The organism is Ensifer sp. Root142 (assembly GCF_001426785.1).
GTDB classification, from domain to species: Bacteria; Pseudomonadota; Alphaproteobacteria; order Rhizobiales; family Rhizobiaceae; genus Ensifer; species Ensifer canadensis.
This window is the reverse complement of record NZ_LMFK01000023.1, coordinates 22,414-48,775: the sequence shown is the minus strand read 5'-3', so window position 1 is coordinate 48,775 and position 26,362 is coordinate 22,414. Positions and strand designations below refer to the sequence as shown.

Annotated in this window: 32 protein-coding genes and 1 tRNA gene; 10 read left to right on the top strand and 23 right to left on the bottom strand. The window is 60.0% G+C overall.

What is annotated here, in order from left to right; all coding sequences use genetic code 11:
* Positions 1-44: 44 nt before the first annotated feature.
* A complete protein-coding gene (locus ASD52_RS21320) occupies positions 45-674 on the top strand; it encodes an invasion associated locus B family protein (protein ID WP_057209395.1) in 630 nt (209 codons plus the stop codon).
* 84 nt (positions 675-758) lie between these two features.
* Here ASD52_RS21320 and hspQ read toward each other — a convergent pair whose 3' ends face one another.
* From hspQ to ASD52_RS21305, 3 genes are all read right to left on the bottom strand, one after another.
* Positions 759-1,088, bottom strand: coding sequence for a heat shock protein HspQ (gene hspQ / locus ASD52_RS21315; RefSeq protein ID WP_025427014.1), 330 nt, complete (start codon positions 1,086-1,088; stop codon positions 759-761).
* A gap of 212 nt (positions 1,089-1,300) precedes the next feature.
* Positions 1,301-2,710 carry a type I glutamate--ammonia ligase gene (gene glnA, locus ASD52_RS21310; protein ID WP_025427015.1) on the bottom strand — a complete coding sequence of 470 codons (1,410 nt, stop codon included), beginning with the start codon at positions 2,708-2,710 and terminating at the stop codon, positions 1,301-1,303.
* A 65-nt stretch (positions 2,711-2,775) separates the two neighbouring features.
* Positions 2,776-3,114 (bottom strand): P-II family nitrogen regulator, encoded by a 339-nt coding sequence (locus ASD52_RS21305; protein ID WP_025427016.1) that lies wholly within the window; start codon positions 3,112-3,114, stop codon positions 2,776-2,778.
* A gap of 343 nt (positions 3,115-3,457) precedes the next feature.
* Here ASD52_RS21305 and ASD52_RS21300 point away from each other — a divergent pair, with 343 nt between their 5' ends.
* On the top strand, positions 3,458-4,936 hold the full coding sequence (locus tag ASD52_RS21300; protein WP_057209392.1) for a bifunctional ADP-dependent NAD(P)H-hydrate dehydratase/NAD(P)H-hydrate epimerase: 1,479 nt from the start codon (positions 3,458-3,460) through the stop codon (positions 4,934-4,936).
* A 76-nt stretch (positions 4,937-5,012) separates the two neighbouring features.
* On the opposite strand, the gene gpt is transcribed toward ASD52_RS21300, so the two are convergent.
* Both gpt and ASD52_RS21290 read right to left on the bottom strand, forming a co-directional pair.
* Positions 5,013-5,510: a xanthine phosphoribosyltransferase gene (gpt, locus tag ASD52_RS21295; protein WP_025427018.1), complete on the bottom strand. Its 498-nt coding sequence runs from the start codon at positions 5,508-5,510 to the stop codon at positions 5,013-5,015.
* A gap of 163 nt (positions 5,511-5,673) precedes the next feature.
* Positions 5,674-6,429: a competence/damage-inducible protein A gene (locus ASD52_RS21290; protein ID WP_025427019.1), complete on the bottom strand. Its 756-nt coding sequence runs from the start codon at positions 6,427-6,429 to the stop codon at positions 5,674-5,676.
* Positions 6,430-6,593: 164 nt separating this feature from the next.
* Here ASD52_RS21290 and wrbA point away from each other — a divergent pair, with 164 nt between their 5' ends.
* The 3 genes from wrbA (at position 6,594) to ASD52_RS21275 (ending at position 7,977) form a co-directional block, all read left to right on the top strand.
* Entirely contained in the window at positions 6,594-7,193 is a 600-nt protein-coding gene (gene wrbA / locus ASD52_RS21285) for an NAD(P)H:quinone oxidoreductase (RefSeq protein WP_025427020.1), read from the top strand.
* A 232-nt stretch (positions 7,194-7,425) separates the two neighbouring features.
* Positions 7,426-7,668: a DUF2188 domain-containing protein gene (locus ASD52_RS21280; RefSeq protein ID WP_025427021.1), complete on the top strand. Its 243-nt coding sequence runs from the start codon at positions 7,426-7,428 to the stop codon at positions 7,666-7,668.
* Positions 7,669-7,758: 90 nt separating this feature from the next.
* Positions 7,759-7,977, top strand: a complete 219-nt coding sequence (locus ASD52_RS21275) for a hypothetical protein (protein ID WP_025427022.1) — start codon at positions 7,759-7,761, stop codon at positions 7,975-7,977.
* 95 nt (positions 7,978-8,072) lie between these two features.
* On the opposite strand, the gene ASD52_RS21270 is transcribed toward ASD52_RS21275, so the two are convergent.
* The 9 genes from ASD52_RS21270 to ASD52_RS21235 form a co-directional block, all read right to left on the bottom strand.
* Positions 8,073-8,157, bottom strand: a tRNA-Leu gene (locus ASD52_RS21270).
* A gap of 291 nt (positions 8,158-8,448) precedes the next feature.
* A complete protein-coding gene (locus ASD52_RS21265; RefSeq protein WP_057225466.1) occupies positions 8,449-8,643 on the bottom strand; it encodes a hypothetical protein in 195 nt (64 codons plus the stop codon).
* Positions 8,644-8,837: 194 nt separating this feature from the next.
* Positions 8,838-8,960, bottom strand: coding sequence for a hypothetical protein (locus ASD52_RS40630; RefSeq protein ID WP_255569942.1), 123 nt, complete (start codon positions 8,958-8,960; stop codon positions 8,838-8,840).
* A gap of 48 nt (positions 8,961-9,008) precedes the next feature.
* A complete protein-coding gene (locus ASD52_RS21260; RefSeq protein ID WP_128090372.1) occupies positions 9,009-9,212 on the bottom strand; it encodes a hypothetical protein in 204 nt (67 codons plus the stop codon).
* Between the two features lie 299 nt (positions 9,213-9,511).
* A complete protein-coding gene (locus ASD52_RS21255) occupies positions 9,512-9,757 on the bottom strand; it encodes a DUF982 domain-containing protein (RefSeq protein WP_025427025.1) in 246 nt (81 codons plus the stop codon).
* A 209-nt stretch (positions 9,758-9,966) separates the two neighbouring features.
* On the bottom strand, positions 9,967-10,224 hold the full coding sequence (locus ASD52_RS21250) for a hypothetical protein (RefSeq protein WP_025427026.1): 258 nt from the start codon (positions 10,222-10,224) through the stop codon (positions 9,967-9,969).
* 228 nt (positions 10,225-10,452) lie between these two features.
* Positions 10,453-11,187, bottom strand: a complete 735-nt coding sequence (locus ASD52_RS21245) for an HAD family hydrolase (RefSeq protein ID WP_057210396.1) — start codon at positions 11,185-11,187, stop codon at positions 10,453-10,455.
* Positions 11,188-11,191: 4 nt separating this feature from the next.
* Positions 11,192-11,782, bottom strand: coding sequence for a hypothetical protein (locus ASD52_RS21240; RefSeq protein ID WP_025427028.1), 591 nt, complete (start codon positions 11,780-11,782; stop codon positions 11,192-11,194).
* Positions 11,783-11,862: 80 nt separating this feature from the next.
* Positions 11,863-13,317 (bottom strand): TrkH family potassium uptake protein, encoded by a 1,455-nt coding sequence (locus ASD52_RS21235; RefSeq protein ID WP_025427029.1) that lies wholly within the window; start codon positions 13,315-13,317, stop codon positions 11,863-11,865.
* Between the two features lie 153 nt (positions 13,318-13,470).
* On the opposite strand from ASD52_RS21235, the gene ilvA reads away from it, so the two are divergent.
* On the top strand, positions 13,471-14,721 hold the full coding sequence (gene ilvA / locus ASD52_RS21230) for a threonine ammonia-lyase (protein ID WP_025427030.1): 1,251 nt from the start codon (positions 13,471-13,473) through the stop codon (positions 14,719-14,721).
* A gap of 87 nt (positions 14,722-14,808) precedes the next feature.
* Positions 14,809-15,129, top strand: a complete 321-nt coding sequence (locus ASD52_RS21225) for an HlyU family transcriptional regulator (RefSeq protein ID WP_025427031.1) — start codon at positions 14,809-14,811, stop codon at positions 15,127-15,129.
* Positions 15,130-15,341: 212 nt separating this feature from the next.
* Here the strand turns inward: ASD52_RS21225 and ASD52_RS21220 are convergent, their stop codons facing one another.
* On the bottom strand, positions 15,342-17,324 hold the full coding sequence (locus tag ASD52_RS21220; protein ID WP_025427032.1) for a bifunctional 2',3'-cyclic-nucleotide 2'-phosphodiesterase/3'-nucleotidase: 1,983 nt from the start codon (positions 17,322-17,324) through the stop codon (positions 15,342-15,344).
* 221 nt (positions 17,325-17,545) lie between these two features.
* On the opposite strand from ASD52_RS21220, the gene ASD52_RS21215 reads away from it, so the two are divergent.
* Positions 17,546-18,793 (top strand): GGDEF domain-containing protein, encoded by a 1,248-nt coding sequence (locus ASD52_RS21215; RefSeq protein WP_025427033.1) that lies wholly within the window; start codon positions 17,546-17,548, stop codon positions 18,791-18,793.
* 15 nt (positions 18,794-18,808) lie between these two features.
* On the opposite strand, the gene ASD52_RS21210 is transcribed toward ASD52_RS21215, so the two are convergent.
* Positions 18,809-19,270, bottom strand: coding sequence for an Lrp/AsnC family transcriptional regulator (locus ASD52_RS21210; protein WP_025427034.1), 462 nt, complete (start codon positions 19,268-19,270; stop codon positions 18,809-18,811).
* A 155-nt stretch (positions 19,271-19,425) separates the two neighbouring features.
* Here ASD52_RS21210 and ald point away from each other — a divergent pair, with 155 nt between their 5' ends.
* Positions 19,426-20,544, top strand: coding sequence for an alanine dehydrogenase (ald, locus tag ASD52_RS21205; RefSeq protein WP_025427035.1), 1,119 nt, complete (start codon positions 19,426-19,428; stop codon positions 20,542-20,544).
* A gap of 40 nt (positions 20,545-20,584) precedes the next feature.
* Here ald and ASD52_RS21200 read toward each other — a convergent pair whose 3' ends face one another.
* From ASD52_RS21200 to ASD52_RS21180, 5 genes are all read right to left on the bottom strand, one after another.
* Entirely contained in the window at positions 20,585-21,052 is a 468-nt protein-coding gene (locus tag ASD52_RS21200) for a DUF1203 domain-containing protein (protein ID WP_025427036.1), read from the bottom strand.
* 91 nt (positions 21,053-21,143) lie between these two features.
* A complete protein-coding gene (locus ASD52_RS38660; protein ID WP_025427037.1) occupies positions 21,144-21,707 on the bottom strand; it encodes a GNAT family N-acetyltransferase in 564 nt (187 codons plus the stop codon).
* Between the two features lie 4 nt (positions 21,708-21,711).
* On the bottom strand, positions 21,712-22,566 hold the full coding sequence (sseA, locus tag ASD52_RS38655) for a 3-mercaptopyruvate sulfurtransferase (RefSeq protein ID WP_025427038.1): 855 nt from the start codon (positions 22,564-22,566) through the stop codon (positions 21,712-21,714).
* A gap of 15 nt (positions 22,567-22,581) precedes the next feature.
* On the bottom strand, positions 22,582-23,331 hold the full coding sequence (locus ASD52_RS21185) for an alanyl-tRNA editing protein (RefSeq protein WP_025427039.1): 750 nt from the start codon (positions 23,329-23,331) through the stop codon (positions 22,582-22,584).
* 8 nt (positions 23,332-23,339) lie between these two features.
* A complete protein-coding gene (locus ASD52_RS21180) occupies positions 23,340-24,380 on the bottom strand; it encodes a cysteine synthase A (RefSeq protein WP_025427040.1) in 1,041 nt (346 codons plus the stop codon).
* Positions 24,381-24,703: 323 nt separating this feature from the next.
* Here ASD52_RS21180 and ASD52_RS21175 point away from each other — a divergent pair, with 323 nt between their 5' ends.
* Positions 24,704-25,546: an SDR family NAD(P)-dependent oxidoreductase gene (locus ASD52_RS21175; RefSeq protein WP_025427041.1), complete on the top strand. Its 843-nt coding sequence runs from the start codon at positions 24,704-24,706 to the stop codon at positions 25,544-25,546.
* Here the strand turns inward: ASD52_RS21175 and ASD52_RS21170 are convergent.
* Entirely contained in the window at positions 25,534-25,860 is a 327-nt protein-coding gene (locus ASD52_RS21170; RefSeq protein WP_025427042.1) for an SMR family transporter, read from the bottom strand. The two genes, ASD52_RS21175 and ASD52_RS21170, sit on opposite strands and share 13 nt — an antisense overlap.
* Positions 25,847-26,218: an SMR family transporter gene (locus tag ASD52_RS21165; protein ID WP_025427043.1), complete on the bottom strand. Its 372-nt coding sequence runs from the start codon at positions 26,216-26,218 to the stop codon at positions 25,847-25,849. Before ASD52_RS21165 ends, ASD52_RS21170 begins: the two co-directional genes overlap by 14 nt.
* Positions 26,219-26,362 lie beyond the last annotated feature (144 nt).

Here is a 26,362-nt window from a genome sequence, read left to right as displayed (position 1 = left end):
GGAACGAATTGTTCCGTTACCGGATTTCAGGAGACGGAATCACAATGATCTTCAAGTCGAACTTCACCAAACGTGCGGGACTGGCAACGCTGGCGCTTTCTGTAGCAGCTGCGGGCGTTCCGGGCGTTGCATCTGCCCAGCAGGCAGGTGGCAAGCCCCCGCAGGGTTGGTTCAAGGTCTGCACCAAGCAGGAAGACAACGATGTCTGCATCGTTCAGAATCTGCTGACAGCAAACAACGGTCAGCTCGTCACCGCAGTTGGCCTCATCACCGTAACCGGCAAGGTCAACCGCAAGGTCCTGCAGATTTCGGTGCCGTCAGCGCGACTGATCCCGACCGGCGTCCAGATGCAGATCGACGGCGGCAAGCCGGTGAAGCTCGACTACGCCATCTGCATGCCCGACAAGTGCGTGGCTGAAGCCCCGCTGTCCGACCAGCTGATCGCAAGCCTGAAGAAGGGCAACGAGGTGGTCTTCACCTCCGTCAACTTCCAGCGCGCACCGAACCCGATCAAGATGGGTCTCGAAGGCTTTACCGGCATTTTCGACGGCGAGCCGATCGAACAGTCGCAGCTCGAAGAGCGCCAGCGCCTGCTGCAGGAAGAAATGCAGAAGAAGGCTGAAGACGCGCGCAAGAAGCTTGAAGACGCCCAGAAGGCGGCCAAGCAGAACTAAGCGCTTCGGCCCACGCCAGGAATAAAGAAACGCCCGGACGAAATCCGGGCGTTTTTCATTTGGGCGAGGCGGCAGTATCGGCCGCTAGTGGCGGAACGTCACCTTGGGCTTGTAATGCCCGATGTCATCCTTCTCGAACAGGGCGTCGACCTGAGCGTGGCGTATCGGCCGATCGCTCTCGTCGGAAACCAGGTTCTGTTCGGACACGTAGGCGACATACTCGCTGTCGTCGTTTTCGGCGAACAGGTGGTAGAAGGGTTGATCCTTGCTTGGGCGGATCTCCTGCGGGATGGCATTCCACCATTCCTCGGTGTTTGCGTATTCCGGGTCGACGTCGAAGACGACGCCGCGGAACGGGAAAACCCGATGGCGAACCACCTGTCCGATCTCGAATTTCGCGTTTCTCTGTTTCATGACGCAACACATCCTTTCAAGGGATTATCTGGGTTGCCAAACCCAAAACATCAATAGGGTGCCATGCACGGCTTCGTGTACGTCTTCCCTGCCTTCTTACACCTCCGCGGCAGGTTGCCCCTAAAAAACAAGCCGACGGGGTCCCTTGAACCCCGCCGGCTTGCCACGTCGTTTCGGGCCGGGTGCGGCATCCGCCGTCCGACCCGTCGGTCTTAGACCGAGTAGTACATGTCGTACTCAACCGGGTGCGGGGTCATTTCGTAACGCATGACTTCCTGCATCTTCAGTTCGATGAAGGAATCGATCTGATCGTCGTCGAAGACGCCGCCGGCGGTCAGGTACTTGCGATCCTTGTCGAGGCTTTCGAGCGCTTCGCGCAGCGAGCCGCAAACGGTCGGGATCTTCTTCAGTTCCTTCGGCGGCAGGTCATAGAGGTCCTTGTCCATGGCCTTGCCCGGATGCAGCTTGTTCTTGATGCCGTCGAGGCCGGCCATCAGCATCGCTGCGAAGGCGAGGTAGGGGTTGGCGGTCGGATCCGGGAAGCGGACTTCGACGCGCTTGGCCTTCGGGTTGGTGCCGAACGGAATGCGGCACGATGCCGAGCGGTTGCGGGCGGAATAGGCAAGCAGAACCGGGGCTTCGTAGCCGGGGACGAGACGCTTGTAGGAATTCGTCGACGGGTTGGTGAAGGCGTTCAGCGATTTTGCATGCTTGATGATGCCGCCGATGAAGTAGAGGCAGCTTTCCGACAGGCCGGCATATTCGTCGCCTGCGAAGGTCGGCTTGCCGTCCTTCCAGATCGACAGGTGCACGTGCATGCCCGAGCCGTTGTCGCCGAAGATCGGCTTCGGCATGAAGGTTGCGGTCTTGCCATAGGCGTTTGCGACCTGATGCACGACGTACTTGTAGATCTGCATCTTGTCGGCGTTGCGAACCAGAGCATCGAACTTGACGCCGAGTTCGTGCTGCGCAGCGGCCACCTCATGGTGATGCTTTTCGACGGTGACGCCCATTTCGGACAGAACCGTCAGCATTTCGGAGCGCATGTCCTGGCAGCTGTCGATCGGCGGGACCGGGAAATAGCCGCCCTTGACGCGCGGACGGTGGCCGAGGTTGCCGGTCTCGTAGTCAGTGTCGTCGTTGGACGGCAGTTCCGAGGAGTCGAGCTTGAAGCCGGTGTTATAAGGATCGGCCTTGTACTTGACGTCGTCGAAGACGAAGAATTCGGCTTCCGGGCCAACGAAGACGGTGTCGCCGATACCGGAGGCCTTCAGGTAGGCTTCGGCCTTCTTTGCCGTGCCGCGCGGGTCGCGGTTGTAGGCTTCGCCCGAAACCGGATCGAGAATGTCGCAGATGATGACCATCGTCGACTGCGCGAAGAACGGGTCCATATGCGCTGTTTCCGGATCGGGCATCAGCACCATGTCGGACTCGTTGATGGCCTTCCAGCCGCCAATCGAGGAACCGTCGAACATGACGCCGTCGGCGAACATGTCTTCGTCGACGCAGACGACATCCATCGTTACATGCTGCAGCTTGCCCTTGGGGTCGGTAAAGCGCAGGTCGACGAACTTGACGTCGTTGTCCTTGATTTGCTTCAGAATATCGCTTGCAGTCGTCATTGTCAGTAATTCCCTGTGTGAGATGACGAGGTTTGAAAAGTGCAGGGCCGAGTGGCCCCTGAGGATCAGATGGCGTCGAGGCCGGTTTCGCCGGTACGAATTCGGATGACTTCCTCAATGTTGGAAACGAAAATCTTTCCGTCGCCAATCCGGCCGGTTTGTGCAGCATTGCGGATTGCCTCGATGACAGCCTCCGCGTTTTCGTCCGCCAGCACCACTTCGACCTTTACCTTCGGCAGGAAGTCCACGACGTATTCGGCGCCGCGATACAGCTCCGTGTGACCCTTCTGTCGACCGAAGCCCTTTGCTTCCGTGACGGTAATGCCCTGCAGGCCGACTTCCTGAAGGGCTTCCTTCACTTCGTCGAGCTTGAAGGGTTTTATGATCGCTTCGATCTTTTTCATGAGAAAATGTCTCTCCGCTTCTCCCTTTAAAGCAGGATCATGCCCGCTCGCCGCTCAATATGCACGTTGCATGCCAGTTTTTCTGCAAAATGATTGCCGAGTGGCAAAATTTCTTTTGGGTGACGAGCGGTGGCTGCTTTCCATGCCTTTGCCGCCAGGAGGTCTGCCTATTTTTTATAAGTTTTCCACCGGTGTCCTCGGATTTGCGACGATGGTCTGGTCGTGGAAGGCATCAAAGCACGTTATTTAAGCAATAAATATGTGCAGATGCATCAAAGATGAGCAGATAGCATTTTGTGCGTGCCACTTGCCGTTGGCCGGCGCAGAGCGTTAAGTCTGAGGCATGCACTCTTCGCTTCATGACGTGTTGATTACGCCGGCCGAAATGGCGGCTATAGACCTGGCAGCCGCGCAATCGGGGATCGACAGCTTCCTGCTGATGCGCAGCGCCGGGTTGGCAGTGGCTGCCGCAGTGCTCAGGTTGTTTCCGCAGGCACAACGCTATGTCGTGCTGTGCGGCCCCGGCAACAATGGTGGCGACGGCTATGTCGCGGCATCAGCGCTTGCCGAGTGCGGTGCGAACGTTGCCGTTTTCGCCTTCGGCGACCCGGCCGCCGCCCTTTCTGGCGATGCGGACCGTGCACGGCAACTGTGGGATGGCGCGATAGATCCGCTTGCTTCGCTCGTGCCGCATCTTGGAGATGTTGTCGTCGATGCACTCTTCGGCGCAGGGCTCTCGCGCGATCTGCCGGAACAGGTGGTGCAAGTAATTGAAAGGATCAACGCTAAGGGCGTGCCCGTCATTGCCGTCGACCTGCCGAGCGGCGTTGACGGTCGAACCGGGCAAATCCGGGGGGCGGCATTCGCGGCAAGCCACACGATCACCTTCATGGCGAGGAAGCCGGGTCATCTGCTGCTTCCCGGCCGCTCCCTGTCCGGCGCGCTTGACGTAGTCGATATCGGCATACCGGCTCGCATCGTGCAGGCGCAAGGCGGCGGCTGGCGCCTCAACACGCCGGCGCTCTGGTCAGATCAGGCGTCAAGGCTTGACGCGTCGACCCACAAGTTCCGCCGTGGCCATCTGGTTGTCTTCTCGGGAGGAGCTCAGGCGACTGGTGCCGCGCGGCTGTCGGCAGCGGCCGGTCTTGCCGCCGGGGCCGGTCTGGTGACGGTGGCGTCACCGAAATCGGCTCTTGATATCAATGCGGCACAACTGACGGCGGTGATGCTGAGGGAGATCGATGATCGGCAGGACCTGGAGCATTGGTTGCGGGACACAAGGCTCGGCGCTTTTGTTCTCGGGCCCGGGTTCGGCGTTGGCGACCGAGCGTGCGACTTTGCGCTACAACTTTGCGACCGCGCGCTGGTTCTCGATGCGGACGGCATCACGTCGTTTCAGGAGCGCAGGTCAGAATTGTTCGAGCGGCTGGCGGTTGCGGCCGGCAGGGTGGTGATGACTCCGCATGAGGGCGAGTTTGCCAGGCTCTTCCCCGAGATCGCTCGCGACGAAAAGCTGTCGAAGATCGAGAAGGCCCAGGCGGCGGCGCGGATCAGCCACGCCACAATTGTCTACAAGGGAGCCGATACCGTCATCGCGGGGGCGGATGGGAAGGTTGCCGTGAACGCCAACGCCCCGCCGTCACTGGCAACGGCGGGATCCGGCGATGTTCTCGCAGGCATTGTCGGTGCGCATCTGGCGCAGGGCATGCCGGCCTTCGAGGCTGCCGCGGCCGGTGTCTGGCGCCATGGTGCTGCCGGTGCGCGTGCCGGACCGGGGTTGACGGCCGAAACCTTGGTGACGTCGATCCCGCCGCTTGGCTGAAGCGTTCGGCGTTGTAAAAAAAGCCCTCGGTTCGCTGGCGCGAGCCGAGGGCGTACATGTTGGCATTAGCTGATTATTAGCCGCGCGTTCCCTTGGCGATCGGCTCCTGATAGGTGAAGCCCAGATCCCACGGAAAGTAGATCCAGGTGTCCTGGCTCACTTCGGTCACGAACGTGTCAACCATCGGCCGGCCCTTGGGCTTGGCGTAAACGGCGGCAAAATGTGCCTTCGGCAGCATGGCTCGAACTTCGGCTGCCGTCTTGCCGGTATCGGTCAGGTCGTCGATGATCAGCACGCCTTCGCCGCCATCCTTGGCAATCTCAGGCGCGATGCCCTTCAGCACCTTCATCTGTCCCTGCGTGTCGTAGTCGTGGTAGGAAGCGATGCACACCGTCTCGATCATGCGGATATTGAGCTCACGGCAGATAATGGCCGCCGGCACGAGTCCGCCGCGCGTGATGCAGACCATGGCACGCCATTCCTGCCCCTGGTCGGCCAGCCGCCAGGCAAGCGCGCGCGCGTCGCGGTGGAACTGATCCCAGGAAACGGGGAAGGCTTTATCGGGCAGGGACATTTCTGGGCTCCGGCTTGTCTGGACGAGGTAAAGGCGAAGCATCCGGCAGATCGGGCAGGCGCTGACGCTTCATCCTGATTTGCCGACATGCAATAGCGGCAATGACGGCCGGTGCGCAAGAGCTTCGCATCCTTCCACATCTGCCGGCTCCTCCCGCCGGCCGTCAGACTTTGGCGCGGGAGGCGGTGATCGTATCGATCATTGCCTGCACATCGGCAGCGGCCGCCGACAAAGCCTGCGGATCGCGCGCCCGCACGACGATGTCGGTGGAGAAGACCTTGCCGTCGAATTTGGGGTAGGAGCCGATGCTCGTCTCCGGATGGTTCTTCTGCACTTCGGTCAGCGGCGTGCCGATGTCGCCTTCCCCATAGGGCGAGCGGACCGATTGCGAGAGCAACGGCGTACCGGTCTGCAGATCCGGCATGATCGCGTCGAGCATCGCCTGGAACACCTGTGGCACGCCGGCCATCACGTGCACGTTGCCAATGGCAAAGCCCGGTGCGGTGGAGACCGGGTTGGGGATCAATCGGGAACCCTCCGGCATGCGCGCCATGCGCTTGCGCGCGTCCGAGAATTCCATGCCGCGGCGTTCGTACATCGCGCCGAGCAGTGTCATGGCTCGTTCGTCATAGATGCAGTCTACAGCGAAAGCCTTCGAGACCGCGTCGGCCGTGATGTCGTCATGGGTCGGCCCGATCCCACCAGACGTAAAGACGTAGTCATAGCGCTCGCGCACGGCGTTGATGGCGTCGACGATCGAGGCTTCCTCGTCGGGAACGATGCGGACCTCGCGCAGATCGATCCCGACCATCGTCATCATGTCGGCGAGATGGCCGATGTTCTTGTCCTTGGTCCTGCCGGACAGCAGCTCGTCGCCAATGGCGACCATGGCGGCAGTAACGATCTTAGGGCTGCTCATTGGCGATCCTGCTTATGTGAGATGATTGTTCAGTAGCATCAGGTGATTGTTCGAGAATTGAGGACGCTCTGTTGACCGTACGGCTCCTGGCAACCGGACGCATTTTGATAAATCCTGCAGGCGACGGTAATCAAGCGGAATTGCCTGAATCCAAAGGAGCATTTATGGCCAAGGTTCTCGTTCTCTACTATTCGGCATATGGACACATCGAAACGATGGCCAACGCGGTTGCGGAAGGCGCCAAATCGGCAGGTGCCGACGTCGTCGTCAAGCGCGTTCCCGAACTGGTCTCGGAAGACGTTGCCAAGGCATCGTACTACAAGGTGGATCAGGCCGCACCGATCGCAACTATCGACGAACTGGCGGACTATGACGCCATCATCTTTGGCGCCGGCACACGCTACGGCACCGTTGCCTCGCAGATGCGCAACTTCATCGACCAGACCGGGTCTCTCTGGGCGCAGGGCAAGCTGGTCGGCAAGGTAGGCTCGGCCTTCACGTCATCGGCAACGCAGCATGGCGGCCAGGAAACAACCATTCTCGGCTTCATTCCGACCCTGATGCACCACGGCATGGTCGTCGTCGGCCTTCCCTATGCCTTCCAGGGACAGATGGGTCTTGAAGAGATCAAGGGCGGTTCGCCCTACGGCGCTTCGACCATCACCGGCGCTGACGGCGCGCGCCAGCCTTCGGCGGTCGAGCTCGATGCCGCTCGCTATCAGGGTGCGCATGTCGCCAAGATTGCGACGAAGCTGTCAGCCTAAGCCACGGAAAAGACTTGAAAGATCACAAGGAAAGCGGCCCCCGCAAAGGGCCGCTTTTTCGTTGTTGCACGGCCTGTCACATTCTGATTCGCGAAAGTGGCCTATCGGCCTATTCCTGTGTTAATATCCGCCCCGTTCGGCATGAGAATGCCATTGACGAGGAGGAATATTGGGCCGGGCGGTAACGGCCCGCGAAAGGCGGGATTGCCTTTCGGAGTGCAGGGAGAGAAGCATGGCGCGCATCACGTACTCCATCGTTCCCCACGACGGCGGTTGGGCCTACAAGGCAGCCGACGCTTTTTCGGAACCCTTTCCCAGCCGAGAAATGGCGCTGGCGGCCGCCAAGGCCGCAGCGGCTGAACAGCAGGTCGGCGGCGACGACGAGGATATCAGTTTCCAGGACGAAAAAGGCGACTGGCACTTCGAGCATACCGATGGCGGTGACCGACCCGAGGCAACCGTCGAAGACGGTTGACAGACTTTTCGGACAATTTGATCGGTCCGTTCCACGTAAGCTTCTGCAAGAGTATTGCGTCCACTGCATCTGCATAGCGGAGGATTTTCAATGCAACACTACAGCGTTCAGATCTTCACCTGGACCGCCCGCAATGGCGTGCAACAGGTAGGGTCGGCAATTGAAGTCGATGCACTCAACCCTAAGGCGGCAGCGGTTTCCCTGCTTGGCCTGCGGTTAGAGGACAAGGGAGCCTGCACGAAACTGGCGGTCAGGGTCTGGCACGATGATGCTCAGCGGGCCGAATGCGATTGCTTCTACTACCACTAAGCGGCACACCAACTAAAGGCGGACTTACGTAGGGCCATCCGGTGAGCGGGTAGGCGCGCTGTGTTGCGCGTGAAGCACTTTCCGCAACAGCCATCTGGTGCGGGCGGCGGGGATCGAACCCGCACAGCCGAGGCCGAGAGATTTTAAGTCTCTTGCGTCTACCAGTTTCGCCACGCCCGCACTGGGCGTTTTCAGTACCTTGGGCGTTATCGTTTTGGAAGGGCTAACAGCGGATTTTTCGTTGCCCAGTTCATGTGCCCGTGTTGCCCTCACTGGTTTGAAACAACGCCCGCGGAACGCGCGCCGGTGTTCGATGCGCTACATAGGGTTTCGGGCCAGGGCAAATACGCCAAGGGCGTGCGCCCGACCATGGGTGAAAATATCCGGAAATCAGGGCGACCGAGGCCGCCCTTTCCTAAAATTCAGTTGCCGTTGTAAAAAGACTTACCGTTACTCGATGCAGCCCCACGTTTATCCTGTGCCTTTTTTTTCCGAGGCTGGAGGTCCATCACGACTTATAGCGTTCATGCGATTCCGGCCATAGGCCAGTTCAAGACCGATGTGGGTCTTGACGGCTGTCTGCTTTTCGACAGGCGCGGACGACACAGCGGCGAAGGCCGAGCCGGCAAACGCGAGCGATGCCACTGCGGCAATGATGATCTTCATTGATAGTCTCCTTGGTTCGAACCCGGCGCACTACGGTTAGCAAACGGGGAACCTTGGCGTAGATCGGCAGGGAGATCAGTGACATACGGCAGATGCCGTATTTCGACCGCGGTCGAGGTGGCGAAACCTAGGAATGGTTACGGCAAGCTTTAGGAGATGTGCGCCGGGGCGTGTTGCAGACCTGCGGCGTCAGTTTAGAAGTTCGTGGCGATGCTGTGGCTGTAAATCCGGCCCTCTTCAGCCTTCTTGGCCGCAAGAGGTACCACGACGATGAAGGCGACGAGAGCGAGAATGAAAGCCGGTCCGGGAAGCGCCACCACAGATTTCCTCGATTTATGATCGTCCCCACTATTTGGGAGTTAGGCTTAATTGAAGCTGAACGGCAGCTGTCGAATGGCTGTCGAGAAACGAAAAATGGCGTCTTCAGAAGTCTTTATTGTTGCGGATCGTCCGAAGGCGAAGCGGTTCTGCATCCAAACTTGATTGTCGCGTTCTTGCTGGCCGATAGCGTGAGCCTCACGGTGAGTTTGGAGCAGCCGGACGACCTCAGCCGCTGCCGGCGCTTTCACCAATTGTTCCTCCCTCAAATGGGTTATTGGGGAAGGGTAGGCCGGGTTCGTACTGTGGATGTTCGCGCCTCGTTCGGCATGTTTTAGGCGTCGCTTTATATTGGGCGCGACCAATTTGCCTTTGAAGCCGGTAGTGCCGATCCACCGGAGGGCGACCTACTTTCCTTAAATCGTATTCGATTTAAGGAAACCTGCAGTAATTCAAAGTGCTACAGCGACCTTGCGCGTCTAATAAGACGCGCGTCGCTTTAGGTACATTTGTAACAGGGGTAAGCCGGGCTCTATCCCGGGGCGCAAGGTTACTCCCGGACGGGAATGCCCGCTTCGCGCGCAGCATCGATGAAGGCTTTGCGGGCGGCCTCTGCCGGTTGCTTGCCCTCGATCACGGCAGCACACGTATCGAGTGCCAGTGTCAGCAGCGCGCTGTCTTCGAGCGGCCAGTCCTCGATCATCGCCCAGGACGCTTCGGTCGTGTTCGTAATGGTCGTGTATTTCTCCGGTCCCTCCAGGGCCAAAGCTACGGGCTTTTCCCAATTTTCGGCCATGTCGATCACCTCGATTTCGATTGATGGCGGCACATAACACAGATCTGGCCGATTCCGCGAGCGGTGCGATGGCTGCCAGCGTCTCTGCGATACCCGGTCGTCTGCACGCGCACATACGCTCTGCATTGCAATTTCGGGCCCGCTGCCGGGCCGTGGACCGGGCTATTTCGACGGCCGCAAAGCGGAAGGCGCTTTGGATCGGGCGGAGTTTATGCGTCCTTTTCCTTCTGGCGCAGACAATAGAAGATCGCGCCAGCAAGCAGTGCTCCAAGGCTATAGGCGAAGAATGCCTGGAAATACGGGCCGCCTGACGCGAAAATGTAGATCGGCGGTGCGATGAACAGCATTATTGCCAAGCCGACAAGGCGAGATGCAAAGACGCCCGTGGAGGAAAGCTTCCTGACAATCCACCCGATCAGCATGCTGGTGAACGCCATGGCGACAGTGGCCCCGAATAGCTCCGCCAAACTGTTTCTCCCTCAACGTGCCTTTCGGTTTCCCGCAGCTTTCTCCGATTCGTTCGGATTTCATAGCTCTTTTCGGGTCGCCCTAAAGCGCAGGACCACAAGCCTCGTCATCGCAACTTACGATGTCAAAGCCGCTCTGGTCCAGGCGAGAGCCCTACTGCATGGTTCCTTAAATCCTATTCGATTTAAGGATAAAAACAGGCAGCAATTCAAAGGGCTACAGCGACCTTAGCGCGTCTTATTTAGACGCGCGGCGCTGTCGTCGGGCAACGTTTGCAGTGCATCCGACAGACCACCGAGATCGGCGATCTCGCGGAAGCGCGGATGGCTGTCGGGTTTGTCGTGATGCTCGAATGCCCAGGTGAGGGCATGCGGCACATAGATGCCCCAACTGCCGGCCTCGAGGGCAGGGACGATGTCGGACTTCAACGAGTTGCCGACCATCAGGCTTTTCGCCGGGCCGTCGCCGTGGCGTGTGAAGATGCGATCGTATGTGGCGGCCGTTTTGTCGCTGACGATTTCGACGGCGTTGAAGTAATCGCCCAATCCAGAGGCGGCGAGCTTGCGCTCCTGGTCGAAGAGGTCGCCCTTGGTAATCATCACCAACCGGAAGGTGCCATGAAGCGTCTCGAGCGTTTCCTTGACATGTGGCAGCGGCTCGACCGGGTGGACCAGCATCTCGCGTCCGGCCGCAAGGATTTCTGCGATCACCGATGACGGGACGCGCCCGTCCGTCACGTCGACAGCGGTCTCCACCATCGACAGCACGAAGCCCTTGATGCCAAAACCGTACAGGCCGAGGTTGCGCTTTTCGGCGGCCAGCAGCCGTGCGGGCAGGCTTTCCGTGTCGGCATGGTCCTTGAGCAGTTCGGCGAAGCGCGCCTCGGTCAGGCGATAGAACTGTTCGTTTTGCCAAAGCGTATCATCGGCATCGAAGCCGATCGTCGTAATCATGTCAGGCATTGTCTCACGGTCCGGCTATCTTGAACGGCTGATCGATCGTCGCTGTCTTGCCGCTGTTGATATCGTTGAAATGGAAGCGCAGCACGTAGTCACCGACCGGAGCCCCGGAAACGTCGATCGTCAGGGTCGAATAGATCTCCTGGTTCTTGAGGTAACCGGTGAAGGTGAAGTCGCCAAATGCCTTCTGCCCGGCAAGGATATCGCCCTTGGGATTGAGGATGTCGAAATCGACGGTGAAGTGCGTTTCCAACTTGCCCTTGGTGGCCGCGTCCTTCCAGGTGAGGCCGACCGGTTCGACGTAGGATACGAGCGCTTCCCCGGTCTTGAAGACGGTCCCGTCCTTGGGCTCGTACATGGCATAGCCAGCCGGTTCCTTGGTGATGAAGACGGCCTTGCCGATGGAGAACGGCAGGGTTTGCGAAAAATCACCGACCGCTTGCCGCAGGAGTTCCCGTGCTTTGGCCGGGTCGCCGGAGGTCGCCAATTGTTCCGCCTTGGTCGCGGCGTCGACGAGCGGCCCGGCCTTTGCCTCGACGCTTATGCAGAGCATGCTTGCGGCGGTTAGCACCGCCAGCAGTGACCGATGTTTCGCCATGACGTTCCCCTTTGTCCCTTGGATGCGACTTTCGGCATTTGCCGCATCGAGTCAAGACGATAGGGCCGGCGCGGCAATGGTCAATGTTTCCAGAAGATCGGCGTCAGAATCACCAGAACGGTCAGCACTTCCAGACGACCCAGCAACATCATCAGCGACAGGAGATAAAGCTCCGGGTCCTGGAGTGTCGAGAAGTTGCCCGCCGGGCCAATGAGACTGCCGAGGCCGGGACCGACATTGGAAAGGCAGGTGATGACCGCTGAGGTCGCGGTTATGAAATCATAGCCGAGCGCGCCCATGCCGAGGCTGCCCAGCACCCACAGCAGGATATAGGTGGTGAAGAACAGGAAGATCGCGCGCTGCGTATCGGCATCAACAGTGTTGTTACCGTAACGTACGGCATAGATCGCATTGGGGTAGATGAGCTTGTTGAGGCCCGAGCGGATGGCGTTGAAGAGCACCACGAAGCGATAGGCCTTGATGCCGCCGGCAGTCGATCCGGAACAGCCGCCCATGAAGGTTGCGATGAAAGCGACCATCACCACGAAGGGACCCCACAGGCTGTAGTCCTCGCTCGCATAGCCGCTGGTCGAAAGGATCGAGGTGATGTTGAAGAAGGAATGTGCAAGCGCCAGGTGAAACTCGACGCCACTGACGAGGCGATGATAGATCGCCACGGCGATCGAGAAGGCCGAGAGATAGCCGAGGAAGACGATGATCTGCGGGTCGCGAAGCGCGTCGAGGCGGCCGCGCACGACAAGCACGATCAGGATCGAGAACGGCAGGCTGCAGAGCGCCATGAAGAAGGTCGCCGTCCAGAGCAGCGGGATACTGCCGAAATAGCCGAATGACGCATCATGCGTCGAGAAACCGCCCGTCGCCACCGTCGACATCGCATGATTGATCGCGTCGAACCGGTTCATGCCCGTCATGTTGTACCCGATCGTGCAGAGAACCGTGATCGAGATATAGATGAGAAGGAATGCGCGGCTGAAGCTTGCGACGCGAGCGAACGGCTTGTCGCTCGTATCGGAGGATTCCATCTTGAAGAACGACATGCCGCCAACCCGGAGATAGGGGATGATGAACAGGCCAAGGACGACGATGCCGATGCCGCCGAGCCAGCACAAGAGCGAGCGCCAGACGAGCAGTCCCGGCGGCGCATCGTCGAGCCCGACGATGACGGTCGATCCGGTTGTCGTGATGGCGGAGACGGATTCGAACAGCGCCTGCGCGAAGTCGAGCTTCAATGAAGACAGCCACAGCGGGATGGCGCCGACGACTGAAAATACCGCCCAGAGCAGGTTGACCAGCAGAAAGCCGAACTTCTTCGAAAACGGCGGCGGTCCCATGCGCGTCGCCATGAACGTCGCTGCCGAAAGGCCGCCGATCATGAAGGCGGATACAGCAAAGATCTGCCAATCGCGATGGCCGTAATAGAGGTCGACCATCGCCGGCACGAGCATCGCCACCGACAGGTAGAGGCCGAGGATCGCTGCGATGTGCACAGCATGCCGGATCAGGGTTGCGTTCAAACGTTCGATTTCCTGGAAATGAAACTACGTGATCTGGCGAGGCGCGAAGCGGTTACATTGTCCACCGCCGGTCGATTCGAGTCAAAGCGATGGCCTCGAGCGCTGCAATGTGCAATAGCGGCTGCCATCGGCAAACTCAATGGATGACCTCACGTGACGAAGCAGGATGTTGACAACGCAACCACGGCGATGCGTGATATTTTTCCGGCCACGCCGCTGCAATTGAACGAACATCTGAGCGCCAGGTACGGCGCCAACATCTTCCTCAAGCGCGAGGACCTTTCGCCGGTTCGCTCCTACAAGATCAGAGGCGCGTTCAATTTCTTCCGCAAGGTGCTTGGTGCCGGCGCGACGGGCAAGACCTTCGTGTGCGCCTCGGCAGGCAACCACGCGCAGGGCTTCGCCTTCGTCTGCCGGCATTTCAGTGTTCCTGGCGTCGTCTTCATGCCGGTGACCACGCCGCAGCAGAAGATTGACAAGACCCGCATGTTCGGCGGCGAGTTCATCACGATCCGCCTTGTCGGCGACATCTTCGACCAATGCTACAAGGCTGCGCGCGAGCATGTGGAAACGATCGATGGCGTCATGGTGCCGCCGTTCGATCATCTCGACATCATCGAAGGGCAGGCGACTGTTGCCGCTGAAATCGCCGAGCAATTGCCCGAGGGCGTCAGGCCCGATCTCGTCGTGCTTCCGGTCGGTGGCGGTGGCCTGTCGGCCGGCGTCACCGGCTATCTGAAGGATGATGTCGCCGCCGACCATTTCGTCTTCTGCGAACCATCAGGCGCGCCGAGCCTCCGGCAGAGCCTCGAGACCGGCAGTCTTGTCACGCTCGACCAAGTCGACAACTTCGTCGATGGCGCAGCTGTCGGGCGGATCGGCGATCTGAATTTTGCGGCTCTTCGCCGCTTCTCTGCCGACCAGGTCATGCTGCTTCCGGAAAACGCGATCTGCATGACGATCATCGACATGTTGAATGTCGAGGGCGTTGTGCTCGAGCCCGCAGGCGCATTGTCGATCACGGCGCTGGACGCGATCGGTCGCGAAAAGCTTGAAGGCAAGACCGTCATCGCCGTCGTCTCCGGCGGCAACTTCGACTTCGAGCGTCTTCCTGACGTCAAGGAGCGGGCGATGCGGCATGCGGGGCTCAAGAAGTATTTCATCCTGCGCATGGCGCAGCGCCCTGGTGCCTTGCGCGACTTCCTCAACCTGCTCGGCGACGAGGACGATATCTCGCGCTTCGAATATTTGAAGAAGTCCGCGCGCAATTTCGGTTCGATCCTCATCGGCATAGAGACCAAGCACGCGGAGAATTTCCCGATCCTGAAGTCGCGGTTCGACGCTGCCGGCCTGCGGTATCAGGACATCACCGAGAACGAGATCCTGTCCAATCTGATCATCTGACGGCTGGTGGGCGGAGACGTAATGGCAGAGGGTCGACATCGACACTTTGGCTTTGACAGCTTTCGCCGTCGCGTCTAAGTCTTGCTCATGGCATCATTTTTCTCAAAACTGTTCGGCCGCTCCGGCTCCACCGAAAACGAGGCTCAAGGCGCATCGGGAAAAACCGAAGCCTATGCAGAGTGCACGATCCGCGCGACACCGATGCGCGAAGGCTCGCAGTTCCGTCTGGCTGGCAGCATCGAGAAGACGATCGCCGAAGGCGACGTGCGGGTGCGCAGCTTCATCCGGGCCGATCTGTTCACGTCCGAACAAGACGCGATCGATGCCGCTTTCCGCAAGGGCCGCCAGATCATCGACCAGACCGGACCGTCGTTGTTTTCTGACGACGCCCCGTCGCGGCAAGTCTGATTGTTGGCGGCAAGCCGCGACGTCCGATTTATAAAAATATTGCAGTGACTTGGCGTCAAGAGCTCGTGTCCATCGTAAGCGCAAGCGGCTCACTCACGTCCAGATTGATGGCTGCTTCAGCATCCGCATTGCCGCTTTTGGCATTTGCTGGTAGCGGCACTTCCGTTCTCCACGCCAGGGGACGTACCCCCGCCTTGCGGGGGCACTCGGCATCACAGCTTGATGCGGAAACGGGCGAATCCTTCTGCGGCTTCACCCGCATCCTCGATCGTCACGCCTTTGACCTGCGACAGGAACTGCCTTGCCTTCGGGCCGCTGTCGAACGTGACGCTGGTGTTCGCGAGTGGCGCGAAGGTCCAGTTGGCATCGGCCGCCGGATTTATGGTTCCCTGGTCAATGATGTAGCGAACCACTACGTCGCGGTTGGTGTCGGGTGCCACGAAGACCACCTTGTCGGCAGCGATATCAGGGAAATGGCCGCCGCCACCGGCGCGGTAGTTGTTCGTCGCGACGACAAATTTCTGCGCCGGGTCAATCGGTTGTCCATTGAAGTTCAGGTTCTTGATACGATTGGCTGACGGGTTGATGGCATTGCCGTCCTTGTCGAACTTCGGCGGCTCGGACAGGTCGATCTGGTAAGTGACGCCGTCGATGACATCGAAGTTGTAGGACGGAAAGTCACCGTTGATCAGGGCTGCATCCGAGGCTCCAGCCTTCACCTGGTTGAAGATGCCTGCGGACATTTCCAGCCAGTTGCGCACCTGCTCGCCGGTGATGACGACGGCCTGGACCGTGTTGGGGTAGAGATAGAGATCGGCGACGTTCTTGATGGCGATGTCGCCGGCCGGAACGTCGGTGTAGTAGTCGGCGCCGCCGCGACCGCCGGCCTTGAATGGAGCCGCAGCGGAGAGCACAGGCAGATCCTTGTGCTCCGTATCCTTCAGCATGTCCTTGATGTACCAGGTCTGCGCCTGGCTGACGATCTGGACAGACGGATCGTCGGCGACCAGGGCGAAGTAGGAATAGAGCGGCACCGCGCTTTTGCCGACCGGCGTGCGAACATAGGCAAGTGTTGCCTCGTGTTCCTTTTGTGCCGCCGCCAGCACTTCCGGCTTTTCGGCGACCTCGGCGATCACCTTCTTGTCCTCGCGCCGGTAGATCGGCCGCGCTTCGCTGGTGGAGCTGATGACGCGCCAGGCGCCGCCTTCGCGTTCGATCAGCAGATCGATCAGGCCGAGATGCGAACCCCAGAACCCGCCCATGACGCCGGGCTTGCCCGAAATCAGCCCCTTGGCATTGTCGACGCCGGCGATTTTGGCGAACTTCGGACCGGGGAAATCGAGATGGCTATGCCCGGTCACGATGGCGTCGATGCCTTCGACCGCGGCCAGCGGAACCGATGCGTTTTCGAGGTTTTCGGCGTAGTCCTGCTGACCGATGCCGGAGTGGGAAAGCGCGATGACGATATCGGCACCTTCCTCGCGCATCTGCGGAACCCAGGCTTGGGCCGCCGTGACGATATCGCGGGCATTGGCCTTGCCCTCAAGGTGCTTTGCGTCCCAGGACATGATCTGCGGAGGCACGAAACCGATGAGCCCGACCCGGATCGCATGCTCGGCGCCGGCACCGTCCTTCACCTTGCGGTCGAGAATGACGTAGGGCTTGAGGAACAGCTGGTCCTGTCGGGCATCGGCGGCGAGCGCGCCCTTGGTCAGGTTGGCGCAGACCAGCGGGAAGTTGGCGCCGTTCAGCACCTTGAACATGAAATCAAGGCCATAGTTGAATTCGTGGTTGCCGAGCGTGCCGCAATCGTAGCCAAGCACGTTCATTGCAGCGATAACAGGATGGATGTCACCATCCTTCATGCCACGCTGATAGGCGATGTAGTCGCCCATCGGGTTTCCCTGCAGGAAGTCGCCGTTATCGACGAGGATCGAGTTGGTTGCCTCCGCCCGGATGGCGTCGACGATCGAGGCCGTGCGTGCTAGCCCCAGCGTGTCGTTCGGCTTGTCGCCGTAGTAGTCGTAGGGAAAGACGTGAACGTGCAGGTCGGTCGTTTCCATGATGCGCAGATGCGCCTGGTTGGCGGCAGCACGTGCGGAGAAGGGGTGAAGCATTACCAGCGCCGAGGCGGCGGCGACGCCGGACAGAAGCGAGCGGCGCGAGAGGTGGAACGGGGATGTCGTCGATTGCATGCTTGCCCTCCATTGATGAATGCCATTGCGTGTGCAATCCGCGGTTTCTGATTTGACATGCGAACCACGGTGGGTTGGTCGCGACTATGCCGGAAAGGCAACACTTCGCAAAGCAGTTGATTCTCGCATTGCAATTCCGGTCCGTCTGCAACCGAGCTAAAGTTTTCTTTAAGCTTTCCACCTAACGGTTTGTCTGGCGAAACCGGAACCTTTTCAACAGCATGCCCAACGCCAATCTCATTATTTTCGTCGGCGAAGCACTGGTCTACGTCACGGCGATGATCTGGTTGTTGCAGCTTCGTGCCCGGCTGGGTCTCGGCGTTTTTGTCGCGGCCCTGGGCGTGATGCATTTCATCGAAACCTATCTGGCGGCGGTCTTTTACGTGCAATTGCCGTTCGGGATCGTCTCTCCGGGATCGGTCGTGCTTTTCTCCGGCAAGCTGATGATCATCCTCTTGCTTTACGTGAAGGAGGATGCCGCGACCGTCCGTCAGCCGATCTATGGTCTGCTCGCGGGAAACTTGCTCACGGTCATCCTCAGCCTGCTGCTGCGCCAGCACGAGACTGTTTCGATTGTTCCGGGCCGTTCGGCCGACATCGCCTTCATCGATGAAATGGGCGGGCTGATGGTGTGGGGGACGTTGGTTCTCTACCTCGATACGCTCCTGATCATCCTGCTCTACGAGCGTCTCGGCAAATGGTTGCGCCGCTTCGTAACCGTCCGCTTCCTGATCTGCGGTGTCGTGATCCTGAGCTTCGATCAATTGGCATTTTACGCGGCTCTGCACTGGCTGAACGATGCGCCTATGGAGGTGCTGTGGGGCGGATGGATCGCGAAAATGCTGGCCGCGACTTTCTACGCCATCGCTATCGGCCTCTATCTCAATGTTTCGCGCCATCCGTTCCTGGCGATGTCGGACCGGCCTCTCGGCGACATCTTCAACGATCTGACTTTCCGCGAACGCTATGAAGACCTGCTTTCACGGTCCGGCCAGGACACGCTGACGGGATGTCTCGACCGCAGCCGCTTCGATATCGAAGGGCCGCAGATGCTGCGCGCTGCCGTAGCCTCAAAAGCTGCGGTCAGTCTGTTGATCATCGACGTCGATCACTTCAAGGGCGTCAACGATCGCTTCGGCCACCAGGAGGGTGACCGCATCCTGCAGAAGCTTGTGGAAGTGATGAAAGCACGCTTGCGCCAGGGAGATCGGCTCTTTCGTTATGGCGGTGAAGAGTTCGTCGTGCTGTGCCCGGGATTGTCGCATGCCGATGCGCTGAGGCATGCCGAGACCATCCGGCTAGCGGTGTCCGCTGGTGTTTTCACCCCCGATGGCAAAGCCGTGACCGTCAGCATCGGATTGTCGTCCACGCCTGACGATGGTGTCGCGATTGCGCATCTGCTGTCTGAGGCTGATCTCAGGCTCTATTCAGCGAAAGCGCGTGGTCGCGATTGCGTCGTCGGCCGCTAACGCTATCGCAGCTCGTTATATGCCGACGTTCGGCCGGTCGATCACTTCCCGCAAGGAAAAGCTCGAGTTGATCTTGACCACATGGGGCAGGGCGGAAAGCCAGTCTCGGTGGATGCGTTCGTAGTCCTGCAGGTCCTTGGCCGCGACCCGCAGAATGTAGTCGTATTCGCCCGACATCAGGTAACAGACGAGAACATTGGGGCAGAGCTTTACCGCTGCCTCGAACTCGGCCAGCGTCTTGGCGAACTGCCCGGACAGGGAAATATGCACGATCACCATGATCTGGTAGTCGAGCGCCTTGTGGGCGAGGCGGGCGTGGTAGCCGCTGATGGTGCCTGATTTCTCCAGGATATCGACCCGGCGCGAACAGGCCGATGGCGACAGCCCTACCTTGGCCGCCAGATCGGCGTTCGAAATCCTGCCGTTCTGCTGAAGAATGCGCAGAATCGCATGATCGATGGCATCAAGTTCACTCATTCGCGATTTCCACCAATAGCTCGGACAATGACGCAATATTCTTCGAAATTGATGCCTCCGCGGAGACATCTTTGCAAGGACATTCGTTTCGCCGCGTGTTTTGCTGAGGGCGTGTCAATGAGGCAAAATTGCCCACAACAGGAGAGGAACGCGCGATGCGTGTCGGTTGCCCGAAGGAAATCAAAAACCATGAATACCGAGTCGGCCTGACCCCCGGGTCGGTACGTGAATATGTCGCTCACGGCCACGAGGTTATCATTGAAACCAAGGCAGGAGCGGGGATCGGCGCGGATGACGATACCTACCGTGCCGCTGGCGCGAAGATAGTCGCGACGGCAAAGGATGTGTTCGAAAAATCGGACATGATCGTCAAGGTCAAGGAGCCGCAGCCTTCCGAATGGGCACAGCTGCGCGAGGGCCAAATTCTCTATACCTACCTGCATCTCGCGCCGGATCCGGAACAGACCAAGGGTCTGCTCAATTCGGGCGTCACGGCCATCGCCTATGAAACCGTCACGGACGAGCGCGGCGGCTTGCCGCTTCTGGCGCCGATGTCGGAAGTCGCGGGTCGCCTGGCCATTCAGGCCGGTGCGACATCGCTGCAGAAGGCCAACGGTGGCCGCGGCATTCTGCTCGGCGGTGTGCCCGGTGTGCTTCCCGCCAAGGTCGCGATTATCGGCGGCGGCGTCGTCGGCCTCCATGCCGCCAGAATGGCAGCTGGACTTGGCGCTGATGTCAGCATCCTCGATCGCTCTATTCCTCGTCTGCGCCAGCTCGACGACATCTTCGGCGGTCGTATACACACGCGCTACTCCACCATCGATGCCCTCGAGGATGAGGTTTTCTCTGCCGATCTGGTCATCGGAGCCGTTCTCATTCCAGGCGCTGCCGCACCTAAGCTTGTGACGCGGGAAATGCTGACCGGGATGAAGAAGGGTGCCGTCATCGTCGATGTCGCCATCGACCAGGGCGGCTGCTTCGAGACATCGCACGCGACCACCCATTCGGACCCGACTTACGAGGTCGACGGGATCGTCCACTATTGCGTCGCGAATATGCCTGGCGCCGTCCCGGTGACGTCAGCCCATGCGCTCAACAACGCCACGCTGCACTACGGTCTGCAACTGGCTGATCGTGGTCTGAAGGCAGTCGCGGAAGATCGGCACCTGCGTGCCGGTCTCAACGTTCACCGCGGACGGGTGACCAACGCCCCCGTTGCCGAGGCACTCGGTTACGACGCCTACGCGCCGGAAGCGGTGCTCAACGTCGCCTGAACCCTAACGAAGTCGGTCCGGCCATGGCCGGACCGACGCTTCAGGGGCGCTCTATCCTGCATTGATAACAATTGTTCTTGGCCGATCGGACATGCACACTTGCGACCTCAGGCATGGAGAGCAGAGCTTCAGCGCGAGATTCGAGCTGCTCGGCGGGAACCACGCCGCCGGTCCCATAGATGATGCGCTCATTGCTGCCGTAGCCGCGCAGCAGATAGTCTTTGCTCGACGTCAGGATGGGCGGCCGAACTTCGTCGCTATATGCCGGGCATTCGTCGGCATGCATGAAAACCGGACCGGTCTCGGCATAGGGCTGCAGCGACGTAAAAGGCCGCAGCGCGAAGATCAGATAGGTGTCGCCGGCATCGACGTTGCCAAGGCAATGCCGACAGGGAACGCCGTCGCCATCGGATATCTGGCGTTCCGGCGGGTTGCCATAAGCATCGTTGCCACCCTGTCTTAGGCGCTCGGCCTGATCGGTGGACATCGGTATGTAGCGCAGGGCCATCGTGCATCTCCAGATCAATAGGGATCATTTGATGCGCACTGTGCCCCGCCTGGTGCGGCGGCGACACCCGAAACTTGCGGCCGTGCGGACGTCAGAGATTCTTAGCGAAGGCCAGCAGTTCTTCGTCCGTCAGCGGCTCGATGGTCGCTTCGCGGGTGGCGACGGGCGAGAAGCCGAATTGCTGATAGAGCTGGAGCGCCCGTGGGTGGTCGAGATTGTTGGTCGTGACCGTAACCTTGCTCGGGTTCAAGGTCCACGCAGCAAACAGCGTTTGCAGCAGGAACCATTTGCCGAGGCCAAGCCCGAGCGCGTGCTCCATCAAGCCGAAATGCGTCAGCTCGACGACGTTGTCATCGGCCTGGTGAAGCTCGAAGAAGCCGGCAGGTGCGCCGTTGACATAGAGCACGGTAACGCTCGTGCGTTTGTCGGCGAGTAACGCAGCCAGCTTTTCGTCGCTCATGCGGATACGATCGGCCCAGTGCCAGCGTTTGCCAACCCGCAGATAGAGGAACCGATAGTAATTCAGCGGGATGTCGGACACGCGCAGGATTGCCGTCTGGATGTTGACCGGCATCGGCAAGCTCTGCTTGGGCGGTGCCGTCATTTCCAGTTCGGTGACGTGGGCAGTCAGTGAGGCGAGCTTGGGAGGGCGCATGATGTCACTCGCTGCCGGTCACAACGGAGGTATCCGCGCGGCCACCCCATTCGGACCAGGAGCCGTCGTAAAGCGTATTGTCGGTGTGGCCGAGGGATTGCAGCGCCAGCGTGATGATGGCTGCCGTGACGCCTGAGCCGCAGGTTGTCACCACGGGCTTGGAAAGGTCGACGCCCGCCTCGGCAAATGTCTTGCGCAGCGTGTCGAGATCTTTGAACTTGCCGTTCTCGGAAAAGGTGGTGGAAGGCAGGCTGTGCGCGCCCGGCATGTGGCCGGAGCGCATTCCGGCACGCGGCTCTGGCTCTTCGCCGAGGAAGCGCCCGGCGCCCCGCGCATCGGCAATTTGGACCTTGCCTGATTGCACGATGTCCTTCATGCGCTCAAGCGAGGTTACCGCCGAAGGCGTGAAAGTAACGTTGAACGTGACGGGCGTGGGCGAGGGAACGTCCGTCGTCACCGGGCGTCCGTCCTTCTTCCAGCCGTCCATGCCGCCATCGAGCACATAGACGTCCTTTGCGCCCATGATGCGCAGCATCCACCACACGCGCGGCGCGGTCATGATGCCCGGGCCGTCATAGACGACGATCGTATCGGTCTCGCTGACACCGAGCGCACCAACGGCCGTGGCGAAGGCTTCCGGCGTCGGCAGCGTATGCGGCAGTCCGCTCGTGTGATCGGCGATCGCATCCTGGTCGAAGAACACGGCACCGGGAATGTGGCCCACGTCGTACTCCGCTTTCGGGTCTCTGTTCTGGGCTGGCAGATACCAGGCGGCATCGAGAATGCGAATGGTGGGATTGTTGAGCCGCTGCTGCAACCAGTCCGGAGAAACGACGTAAGCGCTTTTGTTGTTGGTCATGGTCGTATCTCCTGTTCAGATTGTCTGGCGGTCGTCTGCCGTGCCGAAGCGGATGCGGAAACGGCGGTTTTCCTTGCCCTTCTTCTCGATCTTGGCGATGTGGATCGCGCCGACTTCCTGGGTTTCCGACACATGTGTACCGCCGCAGGGCTGGCTGTCGATCGCCGAGTTTTCACCGATGCAGACAAGGCTGACGCGACCAAGCCCGACGGGCGGGCGTACATTCTTGGATTTGACGATACCGGGGTTGGCTGCGAGTTCCTCGTCGGTGATCCACTGCAGATAGACCGGGTGGTTCTCGTCGACGAGCTTCCTCAGCGCTGCCGTCACCTCGTCCTTATCGATCGTTTCGCTCATGTCGAAATCGACCCGGCTTTCATCTTCGCCTACGGCTGCGCCCGTGATCGGGAAGGGACAAACGACGGAGAGCAGATGGCAAGCCGTGTGCATGCGCATCAGCCGGTAGCGGCGCGGCCAGTCGATATGCACGACCAGCTTCTCGCCGATATCAGGCGCTGGCTGTCCTTCCGCCGGGACATGGATGATGATGTCCTTCGTCGCGCCATGACGGGCAACGGCAACGTCGATGCGGCTGCCGTCGCTGCGCTCCAGGAAGCCGCTATCGCCCGGCTGTCCGCCTGACGTGGCGTAGAAGCAGGTCTGATCAAGCTCGATCCCGCCATCCTCCAGAATTCCGGTGACACTTGCTTCGCAAGTCGAGAGATAGAAATCTTCGCGGAAGAGGGCAGTCACGGTCTTTGTCATCGCAAATCTTATCCGACTGATTCGTATGGAACGGTGATGCTTGAGGGGCCCTTCAACCAGGCCGGAACAGGCAGGCCCTTCGAGGCCAGGAAGTCCGGGTTGAAGAGTTTCGATTGATAGCGGTTACCATAGTCGCAAAGGATCGTCACGATCGTATGTCCCGGACCGAGCTCCTTGGCGAGCCGGACGGCGCCGGCAATATTGATGCCCGTTGATCCGCCGACGCAAATGCCTTCGCGTTCGATCAGGTCGAAGACCAGCGGCACGGCCTCGGCATCGGAGATCTGGTAGGAAAAGTCTGGACTGAAGCCTTCGAGGTTGGCGGTGATGCGGCCCTGGCCGATGCCCTCGGTGATGGAGCTTCCGCTCGCCTTCAACTCCCCGTGCGCGTAGTAATTGTAGAGCGCCGCACCATCAGGGTCGGCAAGGCCGATCTTGATCGCAGGGTTCTTGGCGCGCAGGCCCTCTGCAACGCCCGCAAGCGTACCGCCGGAGCCGACAGAGCAGATGAAGCCGTCGACCTTGCCGTCCGTATCGCGCCAGATTTCAGGCGCCGTGGTGGCGACATGGGCGTCACGATTGGCGACATTGTCGAACTGGTTTGCCCAGATGGCGCCGTTCGGTTCGGTCTTTGCGAGTTCAGCGGCCAGGCGACCGGAGATCTTCACGTAGTTGTTCGGGTTCTTGTACGGCACAGCCGGCACTTCGACGAGCTCTGCTCCAAGAAGACGCAGCGCATCCTTCTTTTCCTGGCTCTGGGTTTCCGGAATGACGATGACGGTCCGATAGCCGAGTGCCTGCCCGACGAGGGCAAGGCCAATGCCGGTATTGCCGGCAGTCCCTTCGACGATCACGCCCCCCGGCTTCAACTGCCCGGCCTTCTCCGCCTCCCGGATGATCCAGAGCGCGGCGCGATCCTTCACCGACTGTCCCGGATTGAGAAACTCCGCCTTGCCGAGGATCGTGCAGCCGGTTGCCTCGGATACGGATTTCAGCCGGATCAGGGGCGTGTTGCCGATTGCTTCAAGAACGGACGGAAGAATGGCCATTGCAGAACCTCGTGCTTGAGAACGGCCGCTGAAGCGAGCCGCGTTACCGAAGAAAAACGCCGAGTGGCCGGCGAACGTTGAGAACGACACCGGATCGCCGAAATATTGGCGTGTTTTCGGCTCAGCCTGTTTCCCAGGCAAGAAATAGCGTTTCACCGCTGCCCTGTCCCGAACAAAAAACGTCTTCGAGGGGAAAGCTTAGGGTCGAGGCCGCTCTGGGTGCGCGCCGGATATTGGAGGGGGATTGGTCTGGGCCGGGCGTGTCATTCGCCGGCCCCTTGAGTTGAGCGTGCACCGGGCGGGTGCGTGCCGAGGTATGGGCAATGAGTATGCACAAGACGAATTCCGAGCATGGGTTGGCATGGGTAACGGGAGCGAGTTCGGGAATAGGCCGAGCGCTGGCATTGCGGCTGGTGCGAGACGGCTATTCGGTGGTCGTCACCTCCAGAAATCACGAAAAACTGGTGGCCCTGCAACAGGAAGCTGCCGCCGACGGCCGCATCATCGTTCTCGATGGCGATGTCACCGACCCTCAGGATATGGAACGTGTGTTGGCATCGATCGAATATGATCACGGCGACCTGTCTCTGGCCGTGTTCAATGCGGGGGTGACAATCCCGGTGAGGGGCGACGATCTGCATCGCGACGCTTTTGAGCGGAGCTTTGCGGTCAATGTGAACGGTGTCGTCAATTGTCTGCTGCCGGCAGTGGCCCACATGAAGGCAAGGGGGCAGGGCCACATCGCCATCGTGTCGGGGGCTGCAGGTTATGGCGGTTTGCCGGGCAACGCCGCCCATGGCGCCACGAAGGCGGCCCTGATCAATCTGGCCGAGAGCTTGAAGCTCGATCTGGACCGGATCGGCATTCGCCTGCAGTTGATCAATCCGGGGCCTGTCGACACGACCGGTTCGCCGCGGCTTGGATTTGCAAGGTCCGGCATGGTCAGTGCAGACGAGGCCGCTCAGCACGTCGTCGAGGGCCTGAAGTCGAAGCATTTCGAAGTCAGCTTCCCGAAGCGCTCTATCACTATCGCAAAGTTGTCACGCCTGCTGCCATATGGTGCCTACTTCGCGCTCGTTGACCGGCTGACCCGGCAAGGCGCGACGCCGCCAAAAGCGACGAACACCCGCACGAGCGCCAAGGGGCGGCCACATCAGGCCGTGTGAAGCACCAGTACTGCGCCGAAGATCAGGGCGAGGCCGACCCAGCCGATCGGCTTGAGCTTCTGGCCGAAGAGCAGGCGGCCGCAAATGGCCGTGCCGAAAATCCCGGTCGCGCCGAGAACCGCGTAGGCGATCGCAAGTTCCATGCCCTTGACCGCTTCGGCAAGGAAGGCAAAGGCGGCGAGCACGAGAACGATGGAAAGCGCGCCCCAGCCGCGGCGCGCGAAGCCATTCGATTTGGTCGAAGCGAGATTGGCAGCGATGTCGAGGATGCCGGCGATGACGGCAAAGACGAAATAGAGACTAGGTGCGCTCATCGATGGCTCCCTCCGTGGCCGGAGCGTCCTCTTCGCGGTGTTCGCCTGCATTGACGAGCAGGATACCGGCCACCGCCATCGACAGGCCCAGCATTTCCCGGCCGGTCAGCACATGGCCGAACACGAACACCGAAACGAGCGTAATGATCGCGACCCCGGACCCCTCCCAGATGGCATAGGCAACGCCGACGGAAATGGTCTTCACGGCCTTTGCCAGGAAGACGTAGGAAAGCGCAATGGAGACATACATCACTACGTGGCCGAGATAGGAGCCATTGGCGGATGCGGCCTTCATCGCCGTCAGGCCCGCCACCTCAGTCGCGATCGCGAGCGCCAGGAAAAACCATGCAAGCCGCATGAGGAACCTTCAAGAAAAGATCTGGATCGGTTGCCTCATAGGCGTTGTCGGACGATCGGTAAAGCCTACTGCATGTTTCCTTAAATCCTATTCGATTTAAGGATAAAAACTTGCAGCCATTCAAAGTGCTACAGCGACCTTTGC

Coding starts and splice junctions, on each gene's coding strand:
- ASD52_RS21300 (WP_057209392.1), top strand. CDS start 3,458: ATGCACTCTTCGCTTCATGACGTGTTGATTACGCCGGCCGAAATGGCG.
- ASD52_RS21220 (WP_025427032.1), bottom strand. CDS start 17,324: ATGCAATCGACGACATCCCCGTTCCACCTCTCGCGCCGCTCGCTTCTG.
- ASD52_RS21275 (WP_025427022.1), top strand. CDS start 7,759: ATGCAACACTACAGCGTTCAGATCTTCACCTGGACCGCCCGCAATGGC.
- hspQ (WP_025427014.1), bottom strand. CDS start 1,088: ATGAAACAGAGAAACGCGAAATTCGAGATCGGACAGGTGGTTCGCCAT.
- ASD52_RS21290 (WP_025427019.1), bottom strand. CDS start 6,429: ATGAGCAGCCCTAAGATCGTTACTGCCGCCATGGTCGCCATTGGCGAC.
- ASD52_RS21215 (WP_025427033.1), top strand. CDS start 17,546: ATGCCCAACGCCAATCTCATTATTTTCGTCGGCGAAGCACTGGTCTAC.
- ASD52_RS21255 (WP_025427025.1), bottom strand. CDS start 9,757: ATGGCCGAAAATTGGGAAAAGCCCGTAGCTTTGGCCCTGGAGGGACCG.
- ASD52_RS21175 (WP_025427041.1), top strand. CDS start 24,704: ATGAGTATGCACAAGACGAATTCCGAGCATGGGTTGGCATGGGTAACG.
- glnA (WP_025427015.1), bottom strand. CDS start 2,710: ATGACGACTGCAAGCGATATTCTGAAGCAAATCAAGGACAACGACGTC.
- ASD52_RS21165 (WP_025427043.1), bottom strand. CDS start 26,218: ATGCGGCTTGCATGGTTTTTCCTGGCGCTCGCGATCGCGACTGAGGTG.
- ASD52_RS21225 (WP_025427031.1), top strand. CDS start 14,809: ATGGCATCATTTTTCTCAAAACTGTTCGGCCGCTCCGGCTCCACCGAA.
- ald (WP_025427035.1), top strand. CDS start 19,426: ATGCGTGTCGGTTGCCCGAAGGAAATCAAAAACCATGAATACCGAGTC.
- ASD52_RS21280 (WP_025427021.1), top strand. CDS start 7,426: ATGGCGCGCATCACGTACTCCATCGTTCCCCACGACGGCGGTTGGGCC.
- sseA (WP_025427038.1), bottom strand. CDS start 22,566: ATGACCAACAACAAAAGCGCTTACGTCGTTTCTCCGGACTGGTTGCAG.
- ASD52_RS21320 (WP_057209395.1), top strand. CDS start 45: ATGATCTTCAAGTCGAACTTCACCAAACGTGCGGGACTGGCAACGCTG.
- ASD52_RS21305 (WP_025427016.1), bottom strand. CDS start 3,114: ATGAAAAAGATCGAAGCGATCATAAAACCCTTCAAGCTCGACGAAGTG.
- ASD52_RS21180 (WP_025427040.1), bottom strand. CDS start 24,380: ATGGCCATTCTTCCGTCCGTTCTTGAAGCAATCGGCAACACGCCCCTG.
- ASD52_RS21200 (WP_025427036.1), bottom strand. CDS start 21,052: ATGGCCCTGCGCTACATACCGATGTCCACCGATCAGGCCGAGCGCCTA.
- ASD52_RS21265 (WP_057225466.1), bottom strand. CDS start 8,643: ATGAAGATCATCATTGCCGCAGTGGCATCGCTCGCGTTTGCCGGCTCG.
- ASD52_RS21210 (WP_025427034.1), bottom strand. CDS start 19,270: ATGAGTGAACTTGATGCCATCGATCATGCGATTCTGCGCATTCTTCAG.
- ASD52_RS21185 (WP_025427039.1), bottom strand. CDS start 23,331: ATGACAAAGACCGTGACTGCCCTCTTCCGCGAAGATTTCTATCTCTCG.
- ASD52_RS21240 (WP_025427028.1), bottom strand. CDS start 11,782: ATGGCGAAACATCGGTCACTGCTGGCGGTGCTAACCGCCGCAAGCATG.
- ASD52_RS21170 (WP_025427042.1), bottom strand. CDS start 25,860: ATGAGCGCACCTAGTCTCTATTTCGTCTTTGCCGTCATCGCCGGCATC.
- ASD52_RS21245 (WP_057210396.1), bottom strand. CDS start 11,187: ATGCCTGACATGATTACGACGATCGGCTTCGATGCCGATGATACGCTT.
- gpt (WP_025427018.1), bottom strand. CDS start 5,510: ATGTCCCTGCCCGATAAAGCCTTCCCCGTTTCCTGGGATCAGTTCCAC.
- wrbA (WP_025427020.1), top strand. CDS start 6,594: ATGGCCAAGGTTCTCGTTCTCTACTATTCGGCATATGGACACATCGAA.
- ASD52_RS38660 (WP_025427037.1), bottom strand. CDS start 21,707: ATGCGCCCTCCCAAGCTCGCCTCACTGACTGCCCACGTCACCGAACTG.